Genomic DNA, 17764 nt, shown 5'->3' with positions numbered 1-17764 from the left:
GACAACATGGAACACCTCATTGAACTCAAGGACGTCTATAAGATCTACCAGATGGGCGACGAGACCGTCCACGCCCTGGACGGCGTCAGCCTCACCATCGACCAGGGGGAGTTCGTGGCCATCGTGGGCTCCTCCGGCTCCGGCAAGTCCACAGCGATGAACATCATTGGCTGTCTGGACGTGCCCACCACGGGCACTTACCACCTGGGGGGCATCGACGTATCCACCATGGACGACGACCAGCAGGCCGAGATCCGCAACAAGATGCTGGGCTTTATCTTCCAGCAGTACAACCTGATCCCCAAGCTCAGCGTGCTGGAGAATGTGGAGCTGCCCCTCCTCTATGCCGGTCTGGACGCCGCGGAGCGCCGGGAACGGGCGATGTCCTCCCTGTCCCGGGTGGGCCTGCGCGACAAGTGCAAAAACCTCCCCAGCCAGCTCTCCGGCGGCCAGCAGCAGCGGGTATCCATCGCCCGTGCTCTGGCGGGCAACCCCTCGGTCATCCTGGCCGACGAGCCCACCGGCGCGCTGGACTCCCGCACCGGGCGGGAGGTGCTCTCCTTCCTCCAGAAGCTCAACCGGGAGGGGGACACCGTGGTCCTCATCACCCACGACAACTCCATCGCCGTCCGCGCCAAGCGGATTGTCCGGCTCCAGGACGGCAGGATCATCTACGACGGCGACGCCCGCGACCCCAGGGCCGTGGTCCAGCCCGAGGAGCTCTTGGGAGACGACGAATCAGGCTTTGACGGCGCAGACGCCGGAGAGGGGGCGGCGGTATGAATTTCACCCAGTCCTTCCGCCTGGCGCTCAAGTCCCTGATGACCAGCAAGATGCGGGCCCTTCTCACCATGCTGGGCATCATCATCGGCGTGGGCGCGGTCATCGTCATCACCAGTCTGGGCAACGGCATGCAGCAGATGATGAACCAGCAGTTCGAACAGCTGGGCGCCAACCTGCTCCAGGTCCAGATCTACAACTACGGCGGTCTCTCCTCCCGCACGGTGTCCCCCGACGACATGTACGCCCTGGTGGACAAATATCCCCAGTATCTCTCCGGCGTCAGCCCCTATGTCATGACCCAGGGCGTGGTCCGGGAGGGCTCCGAGGAGTTCACCCGCACCAGCATTTACGGCGTCAGCGAATTTTTCTATGACGCCCGGCGCAACCAGGCCATGAGCGGCGAGCCCCTGGCGAAGGGCCGCTTTCTCAGCTACATCGACGTCTCCCGCTATCAAAATGTGTGCGTCGTCGGCTCTTACCTGGAACAAAACGCCTTCGGGGGCGACGCCTTGGGCAAGACTCTCACCATCAAGGGCACTCCCTTTACCGTCATCGGCGTGCTGGCCGAGAAGGCGGACAACTCCGAGGGCAGCGGCGACGACGTGATCTTCCTCCCCTATGGAAACGCCATGCGCCTCAACGGCACCGGCTCGGTGGACCTCTACCTTTTCAACAGCACCAGCAAGGAGGGCTCCACCACCGCCAAGGGCATCATCGAAAACCGGCTCTTCCAGACCTATCAGGATGATAACGCCTATTTTGTCATGTCCAGTGCCGAGATGATGGACGCCATGAACACCATGATGAGCACCATGATGATTGTGCTGGTGGCCATCGCCGCCATCTCTCTTCTGGTGGGCGGCATCGGCATCATGAACATCATGCTGGTCTCGGTCACCGAGCGGACCAGGGAGATCGGCATCCGCAAGTCCTTGGGCGCCAAGCGCAAGGACATCCGCGGGCAGTTCATCATCGAGGCCGGTACCACCTCCGCCATCGGCGGCCTGCTGGGCATCGGCGTGGGCATCGCTCTGGCGCAGCTGGCCGGCGGGCTCATCGGCGGCATGATGGCTGCCCAGATGGGCGGCGGCGCCACCTTCTCCGCCGTGCCCACCCTGGGCTCCATCGGCATCGCCTTCGGCGTGAGCGTGGGCATCGGCGTCCTCTTCGGCTACCTGCCCGCCAACAAGGCGGCCCGCCTCAATCCCATCGACGCGCTGCGGTATGACTGATTTCCAGAAAAGGAGCGAAAGACAGATGAAGAAAAGATTCCTCTCCGCCCTCCTGGCGGCGGCGCTGGCGCTGACCCTCCTCCCCACGGCCCTGGCGGCCACTGCCGCGGAGGACGCCTCCCAGGTCCTGGCCGCCCTGGACATTATGGTGGGCGACGAGAACGGCAGCCTCAACCTCTCCGCCCCCGTGACCCGGGCGGAATTCGTAAAAATGCTCATGGCTGCCTCCCCCGTGAGCGTGGGGGACGAGACCGCCGTCTCCCCCTATCCCGACGTGCCCCGCACCCACTGGGCGGCCCCTTATGTGGAGGCGGCGGTGCGCGCCGGCTACGTCACCGGCTATCTGGACGGCACCTTCCGCCCTAGCAATACCATCACCCTCTCGGAGGGTGTGGTGATGGTCCTGCGCCTGCTGGGCTATCAAAACAGCGATTTTTCCGGCTCCTTCCCGGCAGGGCAGATGGCCATGTACCGCACCCTAGACCTGGATGAGGGCATCTCGCTGGGACAGAATGATACCATGACCCGCCAGGACGCCATGTATCTCTTCTATAACCTGCTCACCGCCGCCTCCAAGACTACCGGAGCGCCCTACCTCTCCTCCGTCCTGGGACACAGCCTCACCGCCGACGGCAAGGTGGACACCCTGGCCCTTCTCAATGAGACCATGGACGGCCCGGTAGTGGTGGGCGAGAGCGGCTGGCGGGAGAAGATCCCCTTCGACTTCAGCCGTGCCTCGGTGAACCGGGCGGGGAAGATCACCAGCGCCGACGCTCTGGTCCAGAACGACGTAGTGTACTGGTCCAAATCCATGAACACCCTCTGGGTGTATACCAACCGCGTCACCGGTACCCTCCAGGCCGTCTCCCCCGCCTCGGCCCCGGCCTCCGTCACCGTGGCCGGGAAGAGCTACTCCATCGAGACCTCCGCCGCCGCTTACGCCGTCAGCGATCTGGGCTCCTTCCGGGTGGGAGATGCCGTCACCCTCCTGCTGGGTCGGGACAGCAAAGTGGTCTCCGTGCTCTCCCCCGCCCAGACCTCCGGCACCGTCTGCGGCATGGTGATCTCCGCCGAGCCCAGGAGCTATGAGGACAAGGACGGCCACTCCTACACCGCCTACTCCCTCACCGTCATGGCCACCGACGGCAGTACCTATGTCTACCGCTACGACAAGGGCACCATGAAGGCCGGCGCCATCGTGCAGGTCACCTCCAGCGGTGAGGATGTGCAGGTCAAGACCCTCTCGGCCTCCCTCTCCGGCAGGGTGAGCGCCGACGGCTCCAAGCTGGGCAAGTACGCCTTCGCCTCCGACGTGGAGATCCTGGACACCTACGGCGAGAGCGGAGCCCTGCGGGTCTACCCCGCCCGGCTGGCCGGCGTGGAGCTCACCGCCGATATGGTGCGCTACTACCTGCTCAACAGCAGCGGCGAGATCAGCCGCCTCATCCTCAAGGATGTCACCGGTGACCTGCACACCTACGGTGTGGTCACCGATGTCAGCGAGCAGAGCTCCAACGAGCTGATGCTCACCAGCGGCACCTATGTCTACGACGCCGGCGGCGTGGCCGGCCAGATCACCGGTTCCCGGGTCTACAACGTGAAGGAGGGCCCCTTCCTCCTCAAGCGGAACGGTGCAGAGATCGACCGTTTCGCCAACCTCACCGAGGTGAAGGGCGACAGTGTGGACGGGAATATCCTCTACGCCGGGAGCCGCCAGTATACCATCGCCGAGGACGCGCTGGTCTACGAGCTCCGCGACGGCGACTACTACCTCTCCTCTCTGGCCCTGGTCACCGGCGGCGGCTTTACCCTCACCGGCTGGTACGATAAGCCCGAGCGCGAGGGCGGACGCATCCGCGTCGTCCTGGCCGAGTAGTACGGCTGAGCGGACGGCGCGCCGTGTCCGCCGCAGGATCTGAAAAAAAGGATAAGGGATCGCCTCGCGGCGATCCCTTATCCTTTTTTCATGGTGATTTGTATCCGTTCCTGTCAAAAAAGCCGGCCTTCTCCGCCTCACCGGCAAGCCCCGACGGCGCGCGGCCTTCCGGGAACGCAGGCGGCGCTCACAGCGCCGCGGCTCTGTCCTTCAGGAAACCCCGCAGCCACTCCCCGGTCTCGGGGTGAGCCAGAGAGAAATCGATGGTGGCCTCCAGGAACCCCTTGAGGTTCCCGGTGTCGTACCGCATGCCCTCGAAGTCCACCGCCACCATGGCGTCTCTCCGGCACAGCTCCTTGAGCCCGTCGGTGAGCTGGATCTCCCCACCGTAGCCGGGGGCCAGATTTTCCAGAATATCGAAGATCGAGGGCTTCAGGACATACCGCCCCAGGATGGCGTAGTTGGAGAAGATCTCCTCGGGACGGGGCTTTTCCACCATGTCGGTGACCTTGAATACCCGCTCCTCCAGGGGCTCGATCTTCACGGAGGAGTACTTGCCGATGGCCTGGGCGCTCACCTCCTGGACCCCCACACAGGAGGCCCCGTACGCCTCCGCCCCGTCAATGAGCTGGCGGATCACCGGCTTGTCGGAGCGCATGATGTCGTCGCCCAGCAGCACGGCGAAGGGCTCGTCCCCCACGAACCGCTTGGCCCGCCAGATGGCATGTCCCAGTCCCTTGGTCTCCTTCTGCCGGACATAGAAAATGTTGGCCAGATCGGCCGCCCGCCGGACCTCCTCCAGCTCCCGCTCCTTGCCGGCGCGGGAGAGCCGCTCCTCCAGTTCGGGATAATAGTCAAAGTAATCGTCCATGGCGGATTTGGCCCGGTTGGTCACCACCAGGATGTCCTCGATCCCGGCGGCCACCGCCTCCTCGATGATATACTGGATCACCGGCTTGTCCACCAGGGGGAGCATCTCCTTGGGGACGGTCTTGGTGGCGGGCAGCATCCGGGTCCCCAGCCCGGCTGCGGGAATGACGGCTTTCCTGACCTTCATTGGTTCTCATGCCTCCTGACAACAGAATAGTTACCGGATCACGACAGGCGCTCCGGTGACATGCGCCCCTGAAAATACGGGATCTTGGGCAGTGCGATGAGGATGGGCAGGCCCAACCCGTAGCAGGCCACCAGCTCGCCCAGGCCCACGGTGAGCGCGTTCATGGCGAAAATGCCCCAGAAGCCGGGGCCGAAGCCCACCTCATACCACGCCAGCATGGCCCCGATGATGGCTCCGTTGCACAGCACGGGGGGCAAGGGCGCCAGCGCCCTATGCCGGATCCGGGATGTCCACAGGGCGGCCAGCAGGGTGGCGGCGGTGCCGCACACCACGTCGATGAGCCCGTAAGGGCTGAGCAGATTGGCCACCAGACACCCCACGGCCACGCCGGGCACCGCCGCCGGGAACAGAAAGGGCAGGACGGTGAACGCCTCGGACAGCCGGACCTGAATGGCCCCATAGGCGGGTAGGCACAGGGTGAGGGCGGCGTAGGCCGCCGCGATGACGGCGGCCAGGGTGAGCTGTTTGGTATCAAATTTGCGCATGAAAAAAAGACCTCCATTTTTTGTTTAGAGTACGCGCGCCACGCACAGCGGCACAGGTCCCTTACCCCGGGGGCATGGCGCAAGCGCCCCCGGACGGCTCACTCTGTGCCGGTTGGACTGGGTGGGGAACCAGTCACAGCCATTATACCACGATTTTTTGTCCCTGTATACCCTGTATCCGCCCTTTACAGAACTTCTCCGGGCTCGTATAATAGGGCTTGATTCACACGCCCAATCGCCGGGCCTGCTCTCCGGGCGGCGGCGCCTCCGCCCTGCGCCCGGCCGGTGCGCATCGTCGCCCCGCGCCCCTCCGGAGGGGCGCGGAACGGCAGGACGCGGGCGGGAAACGGATCGGAAAGGATTTGATCGTATGCGTATTCTCCTCATCGACGGACAGGGGGGCGGCATCGGGAGCCGCCTGGCCACCCTCCTGAGACCCCGGCTGCCCGAGGACTGCGAGCTCCTCTGCGCAGGCACCAACGTGCTGGCCACCAACGCCATGCTCAAGGCCGGCTGCACCCGGGGGGCCACGGGGGAGAACGCCATTCTCTATAACGCCGGACGGGCCGACCTGATCCTGGGCCCCATCGGTGTTATCCTGGCCAACGGCATCATGGGCGAGGTCTCCCCGGCGGCCGCCGCCGCCGTCTCCGGCGCCCAGGCGGTCAAGATCCTCATTCCCTCCGCCACCTGCGGCACCCGGATCGCCGGCGTGGAGGAGTGCCGCCTGGAGGATTATCTGAAGCGGGCCGTGGACCTGGCCCTGCGGGAGGTGGGGCTTTGAACCGCTCCTTTCCGGCCCTCGCCCGGCTCCACGCCCGCCGCTATCCGCTGATGGCCCCCCAGGACTTTGGGAAGCTGGCCTACCAGAGCGAGTTCGGCCCCGGGCACATGGTCTCCGACCCGGCCCTGGCCCTGGAGCGGCTGCTGACCGAGTGCCGCGGTCTGCCCCCGGACTGCCTCCACCGCCCGCCGGAGCCCATCGGCGGCGGTCTGTGCCGCTTCCATTTGGAACCCGCCCACCTCTCGCAGGAGGGGCTCCTGCCCCTGGTGTCCCTTCTCTTCACCGCCACCGCCTGCCGGCACACCGGCACCCGGGCGGGTCTGGAGGAGAGGCTGGAGTCCCTCCTCGCCCTGGACATCCCCGGATATCCCGCCTGGCTGCGGGACTACCGGGCCGAAGACTGCCCGGCCCTCCACCACAGCGAGGCATTCCGCAGCGCCTACCACCCCCACTATCGGGTGCTGGAGCGGGATTATGTGAACTTTCTCTTTGTGCTGCTGGCCATCTGGCCCCTGGCTCGGGGGGGCCGTCCCGCCGTGGTTGCCATCGACGGCCGGTGCGGCAGCGGAAAGACCAGCCTTGCCGCCCTCATCGCCGCGCTCTTCCCCTGCAACGTCTTTCATATGGACGACTTCTTTCTCCCCCCTGCCCTCCGCACACCGGAGCGGCTCTCCCAGCCCGGCGGCAATGTGGACCGGGAGCGGATGCTTGCGGAGGTCCTCCTCCCCCTGAGCCGGGGAGAGGACGTGACCTTCCGCCCCTTCGACTGCCATGCCGGACGGCTCCGGCCACCGGTGTCCGTCCCCTTCCGCCCCCTCACCGTCGTGGAGGGCAGCTATGCCCTGCATCCGGATCTGGCCCCGCAGTACGACCTGAAGCTCTTCCTCACCTGCTCCCGGGAGGAGCAGCGGCGGCGCCTGCTGGAACGGGAGGGGCCGGAGGGCCTGATCCCCTTCCTGGAGAAATGGATCCCCCTGGAGGAGCGCTATTTCGACGCCCTCCGCCCGGAGGAGGAGAGCGATCTCACCGTGGACACCACCGGCTTTTTTCAGGACCCGGAATCCCTCTGAACCCCGCCGGTCCCAACGCAAAAACGGCCGCCTGGTCTTTGAGACCAGGCGGCCGTTTTCCGCTTATTTTATTGCGGGCCATCCAGCATTCTGCGGGCTGTCTCCCGCACTGCCTCCAGAGCCCCGTCGCAGAGCACAGGCAAGAAGGCAGCCAGACGCTCCGGCTCGAAATCCCACCAGCGCAGGCCCAGCAGCAGCCCAATCAATTCCTCGTCAAAGCGTTTTCTGATTGGTCGGGCTGGGTTTCCGCCCGCCAGCGTATAGGGCTTCACATCCCGCGTCACCACAGAATACGCGGCGATGATCGCCCCATCGCCGATCGTTATCCCGAGGAGGATCACGCTCTCCCGCCCAATCCACACGTCGTTGCCCGCTACTGTGTCTCCCTTGAAGGTGAGCTGGGAGAGGTGGGGCGGCGTCTGTTCCGCCCAGGCGCCTCCAAAGACGTGGAATGGATATGTGCTGACGCTGCTCATGCGGTGGTTCGCGCTGCCCATCATGAACCGCACACCGCTGGCAATGGCGCAGAACTTTCCGATGATCAGCCGGTCCCCAAACTCCGGCCAGTGAAACAGCACGTTCTTCCGCTCAAACGCGGTGGGGTCGTCGGGATCGTCATAATATGTATAATCCCCCACTATGATATTGAGGGCCGTGATCACGTTTTTTAAAAAACAGGATGTCCCATATTCGTTGGGGAACACCGCATTGGGGTCAGGAATTTGATTCATGGCAATCTCCTCTTTTCGTTTGATGCATCACCTCCTAACGTTTTGGTCTTCCGTGGCGATCGCCCTTCTTTTCCGCATTTCCCGCATGTTGCGCTCCTCATTCTCCTCAGTCGCAGTCCCATTATACCTCTTTGCATCCAAAAATCAATGCCGCCAAGGCGGGCCCGCTCTTTTCCCCTTGACAGGTAGTTCCAATTTGCGGTAGAATGAATCGACAGAAAGCCGCCAGGAAGGCGGCATGACCGTTCTCTCCCCCGCATATCAGAATGGAAAGCCACGAAGGCAGGGTCCCGCAGGAAGTGGGGCCGCTGTTTTCGTGGCTTTTTCAGGAAATGAAGGAGGAATCTTCCCCATGAAACAAAGCGCCACCAGAAAACTGGTCATGGCGGCCATGTGCGCGGCCTTGGGCGTGGTATTACCCCAGGCCTTCCACATGGTGCCCAATGCAGGCAGCGTACTGCTGCCCATGCACATCCCCGTCCTGCTGTGCGGCCTGGCCTGCGGCTGGCCCTACGGCTTGGCCTGCGGCATTCTGGCACCGCTGCTCTCCAGCCTGCTCACCGGTATGCCCCCTGCGGCCTACCTGCCCTCCATGCTCTGCGAGCTGGCGGCTTACGGCCTGGTGTCCGGCCTCATGAGCCAGTTCATCCGCCTCAGGAGCCGCACCGCCTCGGTGTACGTCCAGTTGGTCTCCGCTATGCTGGCGGGCCGCGTGGTGTACGGCGTGGTGAATGCGCTCATCTTCCGCGCCGGGTCCTACTCCTTCCAGATCTTCTTCACGGCGGCCTTCGTCACCGCTCTGCCCGGCATCATCCTCCAGCTTCTGGTCATCCCCCCCATTCTGGTCCTGCTCCAGAAGGCCCGGGTGCTGGAGCCTCAGCCCACCGCCGCGTAAGGGCGCCGGCACTCCGCATCCTTTTTCAAGCAGAAACAGGGCGTCCCGCAGGCGGGACGCCCTGTTTTGATCTCATCGCCCGTCCGGCGCAAGCTCCACGGTATAGCCCAGCGCCTGCAGGCCCCGCACTACGCCGGTCTCTCCTATCATATGGGCCGCGCCCACCACCAGGATGCCGGTGCGGGGACCTTCCGCGCTCAGATAGCGGTCGGCGTATTCGATCATGCCGGGGTCCCGGCGGAGCAGCAGGCGCTCGTCGAGCTCGTCGGCGGCGCGCAGTACCTCGTCTTTGCCATAGGCGGCGGCAAAGGAGGCCGCGTCCCCGCTCTTCCACCACTCCACCCAGCGGGAGATATCCTCTACGCCGGAGGAGACGGTATCGCCGCGCTGCGCGGCCCGGAAGCCGGACAGAGCCCCCGAGAGATATCCGGCCTGGTAGGGACCGGACAGGCTGTCAAACAGCTCACCCTGGTAAACATAGCTCTCCACCGCGTCCACAGTCACGCCGCTGCTGGCCGCTTTATTATATATGTAGATATCCACCGCCAGAGGGTCCTCCAGGCTGTCCTCTCCCATGAGAAGGGTGACGCTGTTCACAAGATTGGCATAGGCCCAGGGCTTATATCGGTCCACCGCCGCCTCGTCCATGGTGTAGGGCTGCGGAAGCGCCGCCCCCACGGACACCGCCTCCTGGAAGAGCGCACCGCTCACATGGTCCCGCAGGGCTTCCCCCTCGGGGTAATCCTGCATGGCCAGGAATGCCTGCGTGTCCTCCTTGTCTCCAAAGTCCACCTCGAAGATGGCGTCGTCCGCACCGGCGATGATCTCCCGCAGCCGCCCGGAGAGGGGATAGATATTGTCCCGGTCCACGTGGATGGTGCCCAGAAGATAGAGGGTGTTCCCATTGCCCTCGGCCCTCCAGAGAAAGCCCTGGGCGCCCGCGCCGCGGCGGTCGTAAAGATGCAGCACCAGCCGCTGCGCCATGACCAGCGCCTCCTGAAGCGTGCAGGGGCTCTCCAGCGCCAGGTCCCGTGCCTCTCCCCTGCCCAGCAGCACCCCCATCTCCACCAGGCAGTCCACCGCGTCCGCATCCGCTTCCACCTCCGGGAAATCCCAGACCGCCGCCTGCCGGTAGAGGGCGTTGACGACTCCGCCCCTGGTGGTGTTGATCGCCGGCGGAGGCGCCGGCGCACGGGCTGGGGCCTTCAGCAGCGCCAGACGGTCGGACACTATGGACCTGATCCGCTCCAGCTGTTCGTCCGTGATCTCCTCCAGAACACTTTCGGTCCCGTCCGCCTCCCACAGCCCCAGTGCCAACGCCTCATACATGGCGTCGCACGCCCAAGGGGAGACGGGAGGCGTCTCCGGCTGCGCCGCCCTTGCGGGCAGCGGGGTAAGCATGCTCAAAGCCAGCAGCAGCGCCGGCAGTCTTTTCTTCATGGGGCCCTCCTTGACGCCCTTCCTCCCTGGGTCGGGACGGCCCGCTCTCCGCGGGAGGCGCCGTTATCCCCCATTGTAACGGCGGGTCCGGCTGCTGTCAAAGGAAATGAAAAAGAGTGGAGGAAACATTCGGTATTTGCCTTACGGTCGGCGGCGAAAGTGCGAAGCTTTCCGAGCTTGAAAAGGTTTGACTTTTCTATGGGCGGAGCGTATACTTTTGATACAGAATGAAGAGCTAGGAGGAGGTTTTTTGGAAAATTATACGACTTACAAGCCGGAATGGGCCCCCAGCGACGCCGGCAAGGAGTTTGCCTGTCAGGTCATGAGCGGAATCGATGAGGTCGGGCATCCCTCCGAGCCCGGTCCGGCCCGGTTCGTCCGCAAGCAATATACGGTGGACGACTATGTGGAGGGAGTCCTCCGCGGAGACCGCATGATGCTCGCCAAGGCCATTACCCTCATTGAATCCAACGCTCCCAAGCACTTCGCTCTGGGCCAGGAGATTCTCCAGCGCCTTCTTCCCCACACGGGGAATTCCGTCCGGGTGGGCATTACTGGCGTACCTGGCGCGGGGAAGAGCACCTTCATTGAGGCGCTGGGCAACTACCTGTGCAATCTGGGCAAAAAGGTGGCCGTGCTGGCGGTGGACCCCTCCAGCTCTGTCAGCAAGGGCAGCATCCTCGGTGACAAGACCCGAATGGAGACCCTCTCCAAGCGTTCGGACGCTTTCATCCGCCCCTCCCCCTCCGGCGGGACCCTGGGCGGAGTGAACCGCAAGAGCCGGGAGACCATGCTCCTGTGTGAGGCGGCCGGTTTCGACACCATCCTGGTGGAGACGGTGGGTGTGGGACAGAGCGAGACCGCCGTGCGCTCCATGGTGGACTTTTTCCTGGTGGTGGTACTGACCGGGGCCGGCGACGACCTCCAGGGCATCAAAAAGGGCGTCATCGAGACCGCCGACGCCATTCTGGTCAACAAGGCCGACGGCGCCAACAAGCAGAAGGCCCTGGTGACCCGCTCGGAATATGAGCAGGTGCTCCACTATCTGCGCCCCGTGGTGGAGGGCTGGGCCCCGAAGGCGTACACCTGCTCCGCCCTGAACGGCGAGGGCATCGCGGAGATCTGGGACGTGGTGATGACCTTCATGGACATCATGGAAAAGCGCGGCAGCCTCCAGAGCCGCCGCCAGCAGCAGACGCTGGACTGGGTCTGGCAGATGACCGAGGAGCAGCTTCGCAGCGAGATCCTCAACAACCCCGCCGTGATCGCGCGCACGGCGGAGGTCCGGGAGGAGATCGTCCACAATCGTCTTTCCGCCACCCAGGCGGCCCAGGCGCTTCTGGACACCATTCGGGTGGAGGTGCGCAAATCGTGAGCCGGGCCCTGCCCGCAGACAGCAACAGGAGGATAAGACAACATGAGCACGCTCTATCCTTATAAGGGGTATTTCCCCCTGGTCGATCCGAACACCTTTCTCGCCCCCGGCGCCAGAGTCATCGGCGACGTCACCCTGGCCGAGGGCGTGAGCATCTGGTACAACGTGGTGGTACGGGGCGACGTCAACCACATCGCCATCGGCAAGTGGAGCAACATCCAGGACAACACCACCGTACATGCCGACAGCGGGCGCAGCGGCCTGAACGCCCGAAGCGGCATCCCCACCATCATCGGCGACAACGTAACCGTGGGCCACAACTGCATCCTTCACGCCTGCACCATCGAGGACTGCTGCCTCATCGGGATGGGCGCCGTCATCCTGGACGGGGCCTATATCGGGCGGGGCTCTGTGATCGGGGCCGGGGCCCTGGTGCTCAAGGGCACGGTGATCCCCCCCTTCTCCGTGGTGGTGGGCTCTCCCGCCAAGGTCATCAAGACGCTGGACGAGGGCAGTCTGGCCGAGCGTCTGGACCACACCCAGCATTACTACCATCTGGCCATGGAAAACAAGGCGTCTCTGGGGCTGTGACGCGCCCGCGCTTTCTGCGTAGGGAAGACGGCTCCCGCCGGGGGCGCTGCGCCCCACCCGGCGACGACCATAACCCGTAAGGCCGGAGGATCACCGATATGAAGCATGTGATGAAGATCTCCACCGTGGCCTTTCACGCCATCTGGGGAAAGAAAGAGCTCAACCTCCAGCGCATGCTGGACTATATCGAGCTGGCCGCCGGCGAGGGCTCCAACCTGGTGGTCTTTCCGGAGATGGCGTTGACCGGTTACGACGACAAGAAAGAGCAGCCCAAGGCGGAAAAAATGCAGGTTCTGCAGGCGGAGACTGTACCGGGGCCTTCCTCCCAGCGCATTGCCGAAGCGGCACGGAAATTCGGTCTCTATGTGGCCTTCGGTCTGCCGGAGCGGGATCGCTGGGCCCCCGGAGCGGTCTATAATTCCGCCTGTGTCTGCGGTCCGGAGGGAATTCTGGGCGTATACCGCAAGATCCATCTGGCCTACCCCGAGCCCCACTGGGCCATCCGCGGCAGGGACCCCTTCCTGTTCCAGACGCCCTGGGGCCCCATAGGGGTGGGGATCTGTTATGATTCCTACTGTTTTCCGGAGCTGATGCGCTACTACGCCGCCAAGGGCTGCCGGGCCTATCTGAACCTCTCCGCCCACGCCAAATGCCACGGCACAGCACTGGGGAATGCCTCGCTGGTCTCAGCCAGCATCGTAGACCGCATCTATGTGGTCACCTCGAATCTGGCGGGGAAGGATCTTTTCAATGTCTTCTGGGGCGGCGCCAGCATCATCGGCCCCAGTATGAATTTCTGGGAGGCCGAGTACTACGCGGGATATCCCTTCACCGATCCCAGAGCCATCCAGAACCGGATGTATACGGCCACGGTGGACCTGTCCCTGGCCAATCTGCAGATTTTCGGGAAAAATCCCACACTGGGCGGCGCTTCCGACTTCAGGCCCGCCCTGTACAAGGCCTGGATGGAGGAGCTGCTGGAGGACCCGCGCTACCAGGAGGAGCGGAAGTAGTTCTTACCCCGAAAATCTTCACGTTCATCCGCAGAGCGGGGCGCTCCCTTCCCTTGGGGAGCGCCGCAAAAGCAAGCGCAGAGACGGCGGACCGGAAGTTTCCGGTCCGGGCAAAAAAACAGACAGCGCCTCCGCAGTCCCGGGACTGCGGAGGCGCTGTCTGTTTCTATTCTTATGAGACGTTGATTTTTACTTTTTGGAGTAGTCGTAGAAGCCCTTGCCGGTCTTGCGGCCCCACTCGTGGGCCTCGTACTTGGCCTTGGCGATCTCATACCCGTGGGGCTTGGGCTCACCCGCCTTCATGCGGTCCTCCATGGACAGGTAGTTCAGATCGATGCCGGTGAGGTCCAGCAGCTCGAAGGGGCCCATGGGGTGGTTCAAGCCGCCCTTCACGCCGATGTCACAGTCCTCGGGAGAGCACACCCCCTCCTCCACCAGGAAATAGGCCTCGTCCCGGATGGCCGTCAGAACGCGGTTGACCACAAAGCCCCGGATCTCCTTGTTCACCCGAATGGGACTTTTGCCGTTGGCCACGGCGAAGTCATAGAGGAAATCTGCGGTCTCCTGCGCCGTATGCTCCCCCTTCACCACCTCCACCAGCTTCATGGCCAGGGCGGGATTGAAATAGTGCATGTTGGCCAGGCGGCTGGGGTCGTCGATCAGATCCTTGAACAGGGAGGAGACCATGTAGCTGGAATTGGAGGCAATGATGCAGTCCTTGGGCGCCGCCTCGTTCAGGTTCCGGTAAAATTCCGTTTTTACCTCCCGGTCCTCCAGGATGGCCTCGATGACGATCTGAGCGCCCTCCGCGGCCTCCTGCAGGGTGGATGCCAGATGGAACTTCGCCTTGGCGTCGGCCGCCTGCTCCGCGGTCAGCTTGCCCTTAGCCACGCGGCCTTCCAGATACTCCGCGCTCCACTTGTCCACCGCGGTCAGCACATCGGCAATGGCGTCCGTCAGATAGGTGTCAAAGCCGTGGATCGCCGCGTTCAGCGCGATCTGACGCCCCATCTGGCCGCCCCCAGCCACACATACTTTCTTCACATCAGAAACCTTCATCACATTTGCCTCCCTATTATTATAAAATTTGATCTTCGCTTTCCCTTTTACGGGTGCTGCTGGACCGCACCGCTCTCCAGCAGCGCCTTGATCTTCTCCCCACTGTAACCAAGTCTCTCCGACAGCACTTCCGGCGTGTCCGCCCCCAGCAGCGGCCCACGCTCCAGCTCCGGCACCCCCATCTCACGGGACTGCACCGCCGGACGGGGCATCACGCACTCCCCGCCATCCGGGAACTCCACCTTCGTCAAGTAGTGGTTCACCCACGCCTGCTCGCTGTCCACGATGTCCTTGAAGTGCCGCAGGCGGTCGTTTACGATGTCGCTCTCGTTCAAGGCCTTGTTCCAGTACGCGAAGTCCTCCCTGATGAACCGCTCCTCCAGCGCCCGGATCAGCTCGCCGCGGTGCTGGTCCGCCGCCTTCTTGTCCGCAAACCGGGGGTCCTCCGCCAGCTCCGGCACCCCAAGCACCTTGCACAGCGCCGGGAAGTACCGCTCATACTCCAATATCGACAGCATCAGCCACTCCCCGTCCTTGCACCGGTACGGCGCCGTGAGTGGAGGCGTCTCCTCCCGGTGCTTCGGAAACGGATCCCCATATCGCTGCTGCGCCCGCAGGTACATGAAGCTCATGATCCAGATCGCTCCCCCGAACAGGGATATCGTCACATAGTCCCCCTTCCCCGTCCGCTCACGCCCCAGCAGCGCCGCACAGATCCCCCCGAACAGCGCCGTTCCGCACGTCACGTCTCCGATCCCCGTCGGCGCCAGGATCGGGTAGCTCGTCCCCGTGTCGATCGACAGGTCGTTCAAGAATCCGCTGTTCCCCCAGTACGCCACCAGATCGAATCCCGGCTTGTCCGTCTCCGGGCCCTCTTCTCCGAAGCCTGTCACCGACGCATAGATCAGCTTGGGAAACCGCTCCTTCAGGCTCTCGTAGTCCAGCCCCAGCTTCCGGAGTGACTTCGCCCGCGTGTTCGTCAGGAAGATGTCCGCGTCCGACAGCAGATCATACAGCACCGCTTTCCCTTCCGCGCTCTTCAGATCCACCACCACGCTCTTCTTCCCCGCGTTCACCAGGTCGAACATCGGGTTTTCCTCCTCCGTCGACGTCACACGGTGCGTTGAGCCGTGGTACCGCCACGCATCGCCCTTCCCCGACTCCACCTTGATCACGTCCGCACCCCAGTCCCGCAGCAGACGCCCGCAGGACGGCGCCGCCACGAACGTCGACAGCTCAATTACCTTATACCCCAACAGGGGCTTTGTCCGCTGGTCCGCCATAGGAATCTCGCTCCTTTTATCCGATTTCAGCATTTAAAATTATAGTGCCTTCTGCCCAAAAAATCATTTCTTTTTCGAATGAAAATGTTCTATTTTTCGTTTTCCAGGGCCAGCATGGTCTCCACCGCCGCCGTCAGGGTCCGCTGGATTCCGCTGGCCCCCTCTTTTTGCCGGATGACGACGCATCGGATGCCCCGCTCTCTCAGCCGGCCCTCCATGGTCGCCGCTTCCCGGAGGCCGACTGCGGATACCATGGTATCAAACGGCCCGTAGCTCCGTTCCGCCTCGTTTTCCATGCACACGATGGACCTTTTTCGCACAGCGGTCGCCGCGGCGCCTGTGACGGCCCGCACCTCGTACTTTTTCATTCTCTGGAGCAATTGGTCCCGGATATTCCAGTAGGCATCCTGCGCCAGCCCTTCCTTCATCTCGAACAGAGTCACCTTTTTCCCGTATTCCGAAAGGAATTCGGCGCATTCGCAGCCCACCATTCCCCCGCCGATCAGCGCGACCCGCTCGCCGCACCAGCTCTCCCCATTCAGGAGCGCGACCGCTGTCGTCTCCCGCAGGGAACCGTCATTTTCCCACAGGCAGGGGAAAAACGGCTCCTGCCCCGTGGCCAGCACCACAAGGTCATACGCTCCAGGGGCGATCCTATCCGGCTCCACCCTGCAATTGGTCCGGATCTTCACTCCCAGCGCCTCCGCCTCGGCGGCCAGCGCCGGGATCAGACTGAGGATATCCCACTTCATCGGAGGCACGCCGGCCGCCCGGACCATGCCGCCCAGTTGTCTCTCCTGTTCCACCAGGCTGACCCGGTGCCCCTGCCGCGCCGCGACGACAGCGGCCTGGAGCCCGGCCGGACCGCCGCCGACCACCAGGATTCTCTTCTCTGCATCGGCGCGGCGTATGGCCAACTCCCGTTCCCGCCCCACAAACGGGTTTACAGTACAGACGATCCCTTTCCGGCGCTCCTTCTCATTGATGCAGCAGGTACAGCCGACGCACCGCCGGATCTGCTCCTCCCGGCCGCTCCGGACCTTGGCGGGCCATGCCGGGTCCGCGATCAGTCCGCGATTGATGGAGACCAGGTCCAGCCTGCCGTCCAAGAGGGCGCATTCCGCCATTTGGGGCTCCGTAATACGCCCGCCGCCGATCACGGGAATGGACACCGACCGCCGAATCCGCTCAATATCCTCCAGCAGAAAGCCCTGCGGCTGGAAATAGGAGGGAAACTCCCAATCGTACTCGCTGGGGGATCCGGCGTTGATATCCAGGCAGTTGACGCCCGCCTCCTCCAGCAGCTTTGCAAACACCCGGCTCTCCTCGATCCCCCGCCCTCCGTTTACCTCCCGGGAGGCAAACCGGGCCAGCAGCGGATAATCCGGTCCCACCTCTTCCCGCACCAGCTCCGTCAGCTCCAGGGCAAAGCGGACCCGATTGTCAAAGGTGCCTCCGTAGCGGTCGGTCCGCTTGTTGCTGCGTCCGGAGATCCACTCCGCCAGAAAATATCCGTTTGCGAAATGGAGTTCCACTGCGTCGAATCCGGCTGCGCGGGCCAGCCGCACCGCGTTCAGGTAGTCGCTTTTGTACGCCTCGATCTCCTCTGTCCCGACGGCGCGGGTGGGCACCTGTGCTACCGGACATCGCACGGCGGAAGGCGCCATGGCCTTCTCTCCGATCGAGCTGGGATAGTCCGTGCAACGGCCCAGGTGGCCGATCTCGATCGCCGCCTGTGCGCCGTGGCGATGGATCGCCTCCACCGTCGCCTTCCAGGCGGGCAGCGTGTCCCAATCCCAGAGCCCCGCCGAGCGCTCGGACTTGATGCCCAGCTTCTGCGGATAGGCGTGTTCCACAATCACCAGGCCGGCCCCGCCCTTTGCCCGCTCCTCATAGTAGTCGATGAACCGCTGTGTGGGGGTGGACCTCTCGTCGCAGAGGCTCGTCCCCATGGGCCCCATCACGATGCGGTTCTTCAGGCGCATCCTGCCGATGGAAAAGGGCTCGAACAGCTTTTGATATTTCATCTC

At 63.8% G+C, this 17764-nt stretch carries 16 protein-coding genes; 9 read left to right on the top strand and 7 right to left on the bottom strand.

Translation table 11 applies throughout. The annotated features are described in order from the left end of the window. Positions 1-6 precede the first annotated feature (6 nt). The 3 genes from SRB521_RS03320 to SRB521_RS03310 are packed head-to-tail and all read left to right on the top strand — an operon-like array spanning position 7 to position 3891. Positions 7-783, top strand: a complete 777-nt coding sequence (locus tag SRB521_RS03320) for an ABC transporter ATP-binding protein (RefSeq protein ID WP_075705285.1) — start codon at positions 7-9, stop codon at positions 781-783. Further along, positions 780-2015 (top strand): ABC transporter permease, encoded by a 1236-nt coding sequence (locus SRB521_RS03315; RefSeq protein ID WP_116722575.1) that lies wholly within the window; start codon positions 780-782, stop codon positions 2013-2015. Before SRB521_RS03320 ends, SRB521_RS03315 begins: the two co-directional genes overlap by 4 nt. Before the next feature lie 25 nt (positions 2016-2040). Then, the gene (locus SRB521_RS03310) at positions 2041-3891 is read left to right on the top strand and encodes an S-layer homology domain-containing protein (protein ID WP_116722574.1); all 1851 of its coding nucleotides are present in this window, start codon (positions 2041-2043) and stop codon (positions 3889-3891) included. A gap of 187 nt (positions 3892-4078) precedes the next feature. Here SRB521_RS03310 and galU read toward each other — a convergent pair whose 3' ends face one another. Together galU and SRB521_RS03300 are read right to left on the bottom strand one after the other, a co-directional pair. After that, on the bottom strand, positions 4079-4948 hold the full coding sequence (galU, locus tag SRB521_RS03305) for a UTP--glucose-1-phosphate uridylyltransferase GalU (protein ID WP_075705282.1): 870 nt from the start codon (positions 4946-4948) through the stop codon (positions 4079-4081). A gap of 38 nt (positions 4949-4986) precedes the next feature. Further along, the gene (locus tag SRB521_RS03300) at positions 4987-5493 is read right to left on the bottom strand and encodes a QueT transporter family protein (RefSeq protein WP_033118929.1); all 507 of its coding nucleotides are present in this window, start codon (positions 5491-5493) and stop codon (positions 4987-4989) included. 370 nt (positions 5494-5863) lie between these two features. Between SRB521_RS03300 and SRB521_RS03295 the strand changes: the two genes are divergently transcribed. Both SRB521_RS03295 and SRB521_RS16290 read left to right on the top strand, forming a co-directional pair. Beyond that, positions 5864-6277 carry a DUF3842 family protein gene (locus SRB521_RS03295; RefSeq protein WP_033118928.1) on the top strand — a complete coding sequence of 138 codons (414 nt, stop codon included), beginning with the start codon at positions 5864-5866 and terminating at the stop codon, positions 6275-6277. Beyond that, the gene (locus SRB521_RS16290) at positions 6274-7347 is read left to right on the top strand and encodes a uridine kinase family protein (protein ID WP_178388481.1); all 1074 of its coding nucleotides are present in this window, start codon (positions 6274-6276) and stop codon (positions 7345-7347) included. Before SRB521_RS03295 ends, SRB521_RS16290 begins: the two co-directional genes overlap by 4 nt. A 68-nt stretch (positions 7348-7415) precedes the next feature. On the opposite strand, the gene SRB521_RS03285 is transcribed toward SRB521_RS16290, so the two are convergent. Then, entirely contained in the window at positions 7416-8078 is a 663-nt protein-coding gene (locus SRB521_RS03285) for a CatB-related O-acetyltransferase (RefSeq protein WP_116722573.1), read from the bottom strand. A gap of 352 nt (positions 8079-8430) precedes the next feature. On the opposite strand from SRB521_RS03285, the gene SRB521_RS03280 reads away from it, so the two are divergent. Then, complete coding sequence (locus SRB521_RS03280; RefSeq protein WP_033118366.1) at positions 8431-8973, top strand: ECF transporter S component; 543 nt, start codon at positions 8431-8433, stop codon at positions 8971-8973. Positions 8974-9045: 72 nt separating this feature from the next. Here SRB521_RS03280 and SRB521_RS03275 read toward each other — a convergent pair whose 3' ends face one another. Beyond that, positions 9046-10413: a TraB/GumN family protein gene (locus SRB521_RS03275; protein ID WP_116722572.1), complete on the bottom strand. Its 1368-nt coding sequence runs from the start codon at positions 10411-10413 to the stop codon at positions 9046-9048. A 250-nt stretch (positions 10414-10663) separates the two neighbouring features. Here SRB521_RS03275 and meaB point away from each other — a divergent pair, with 250 nt between their 5' ends. From meaB to SRB521_RS03260, 3 genes are all read left to right on the top strand, one after another. Beyond that, positions 10664-11788, top strand: coding sequence for a methylmalonyl Co-A mutase-associated GTPase MeaB (meaB, locus tag SRB521_RS03270; protein ID WP_058117057.1), 1125 nt, complete (start codon positions 10664-10666; stop codon positions 11786-11788). Positions 11789-11830: 42 nt separating this feature from the next. After that, positions 11831-12379: a gamma carbonic anhydrase family protein gene (locus tag SRB521_RS16625; RefSeq protein ID WP_075705279.1), complete on the top strand. Its 549-nt coding sequence runs from the start codon at positions 11831-11833 to the stop codon at positions 12377-12379. Between the two features lie 98 nt (positions 12380-12477). Then, positions 12478-13392, top strand: coding sequence for a carbon-nitrogen hydrolase family protein (locus SRB521_RS03260; protein WP_075705278.1), 915 nt, complete (start codon positions 12478-12480; stop codon positions 13390-13392). A 189-nt stretch (positions 13393-13581) separates the two neighbouring features. Here the strand turns inward: SRB521_RS03260 and SRB521_RS03255 are convergent, their stop codons facing one another. The 3 genes from SRB521_RS03255 to SRB521_RS03245 are packed head-to-tail and all read right to left on the bottom strand — an operon-like array spanning position 13582 to position 17761. Beyond that, positions 13582-14451, bottom strand: a complete 870-nt coding sequence (locus SRB521_RS03255) for a 3-hydroxyacyl-CoA dehydrogenase family protein (RefSeq protein ID WP_075705277.1) — start codon at positions 14449-14451, stop codon at positions 13582-13584. Positions 14452-14498: 47 nt separating this feature from the next. Next, complete coding sequence (locus SRB521_RS03250) at positions 14499-15767, bottom strand: CaiB/BaiF CoA transferase family protein (RefSeq protein WP_129868775.1); 1269 nt, start codon at positions 15765-15767, stop codon at positions 14499-14501. Positions 15768-15823: 56 nt separating this feature from the next. Further along, entirely contained in the window at positions 15824-17761 is a 1938-nt protein-coding gene (locus SRB521_RS03245) for an oxidoreductase (protein WP_116722651.1), read from the bottom strand. Between the last annotated feature and the right edge of the window lie 3 nt (positions 17762-17764).

The organism is Intestinimonas butyriciproducens (assembly GCF_004154955.1).
Taxonomy (GTDB): Bacteria; Bacillota; Clostridia; order Oscillospirales; family Oscillospiraceae; genus Intestinimonas; species Intestinimonas butyriciproducens.
Note: the sequence above shows the minus strand (reverse complement) of the source record. Positions and strands in the feature narration are given on the sequence as shown.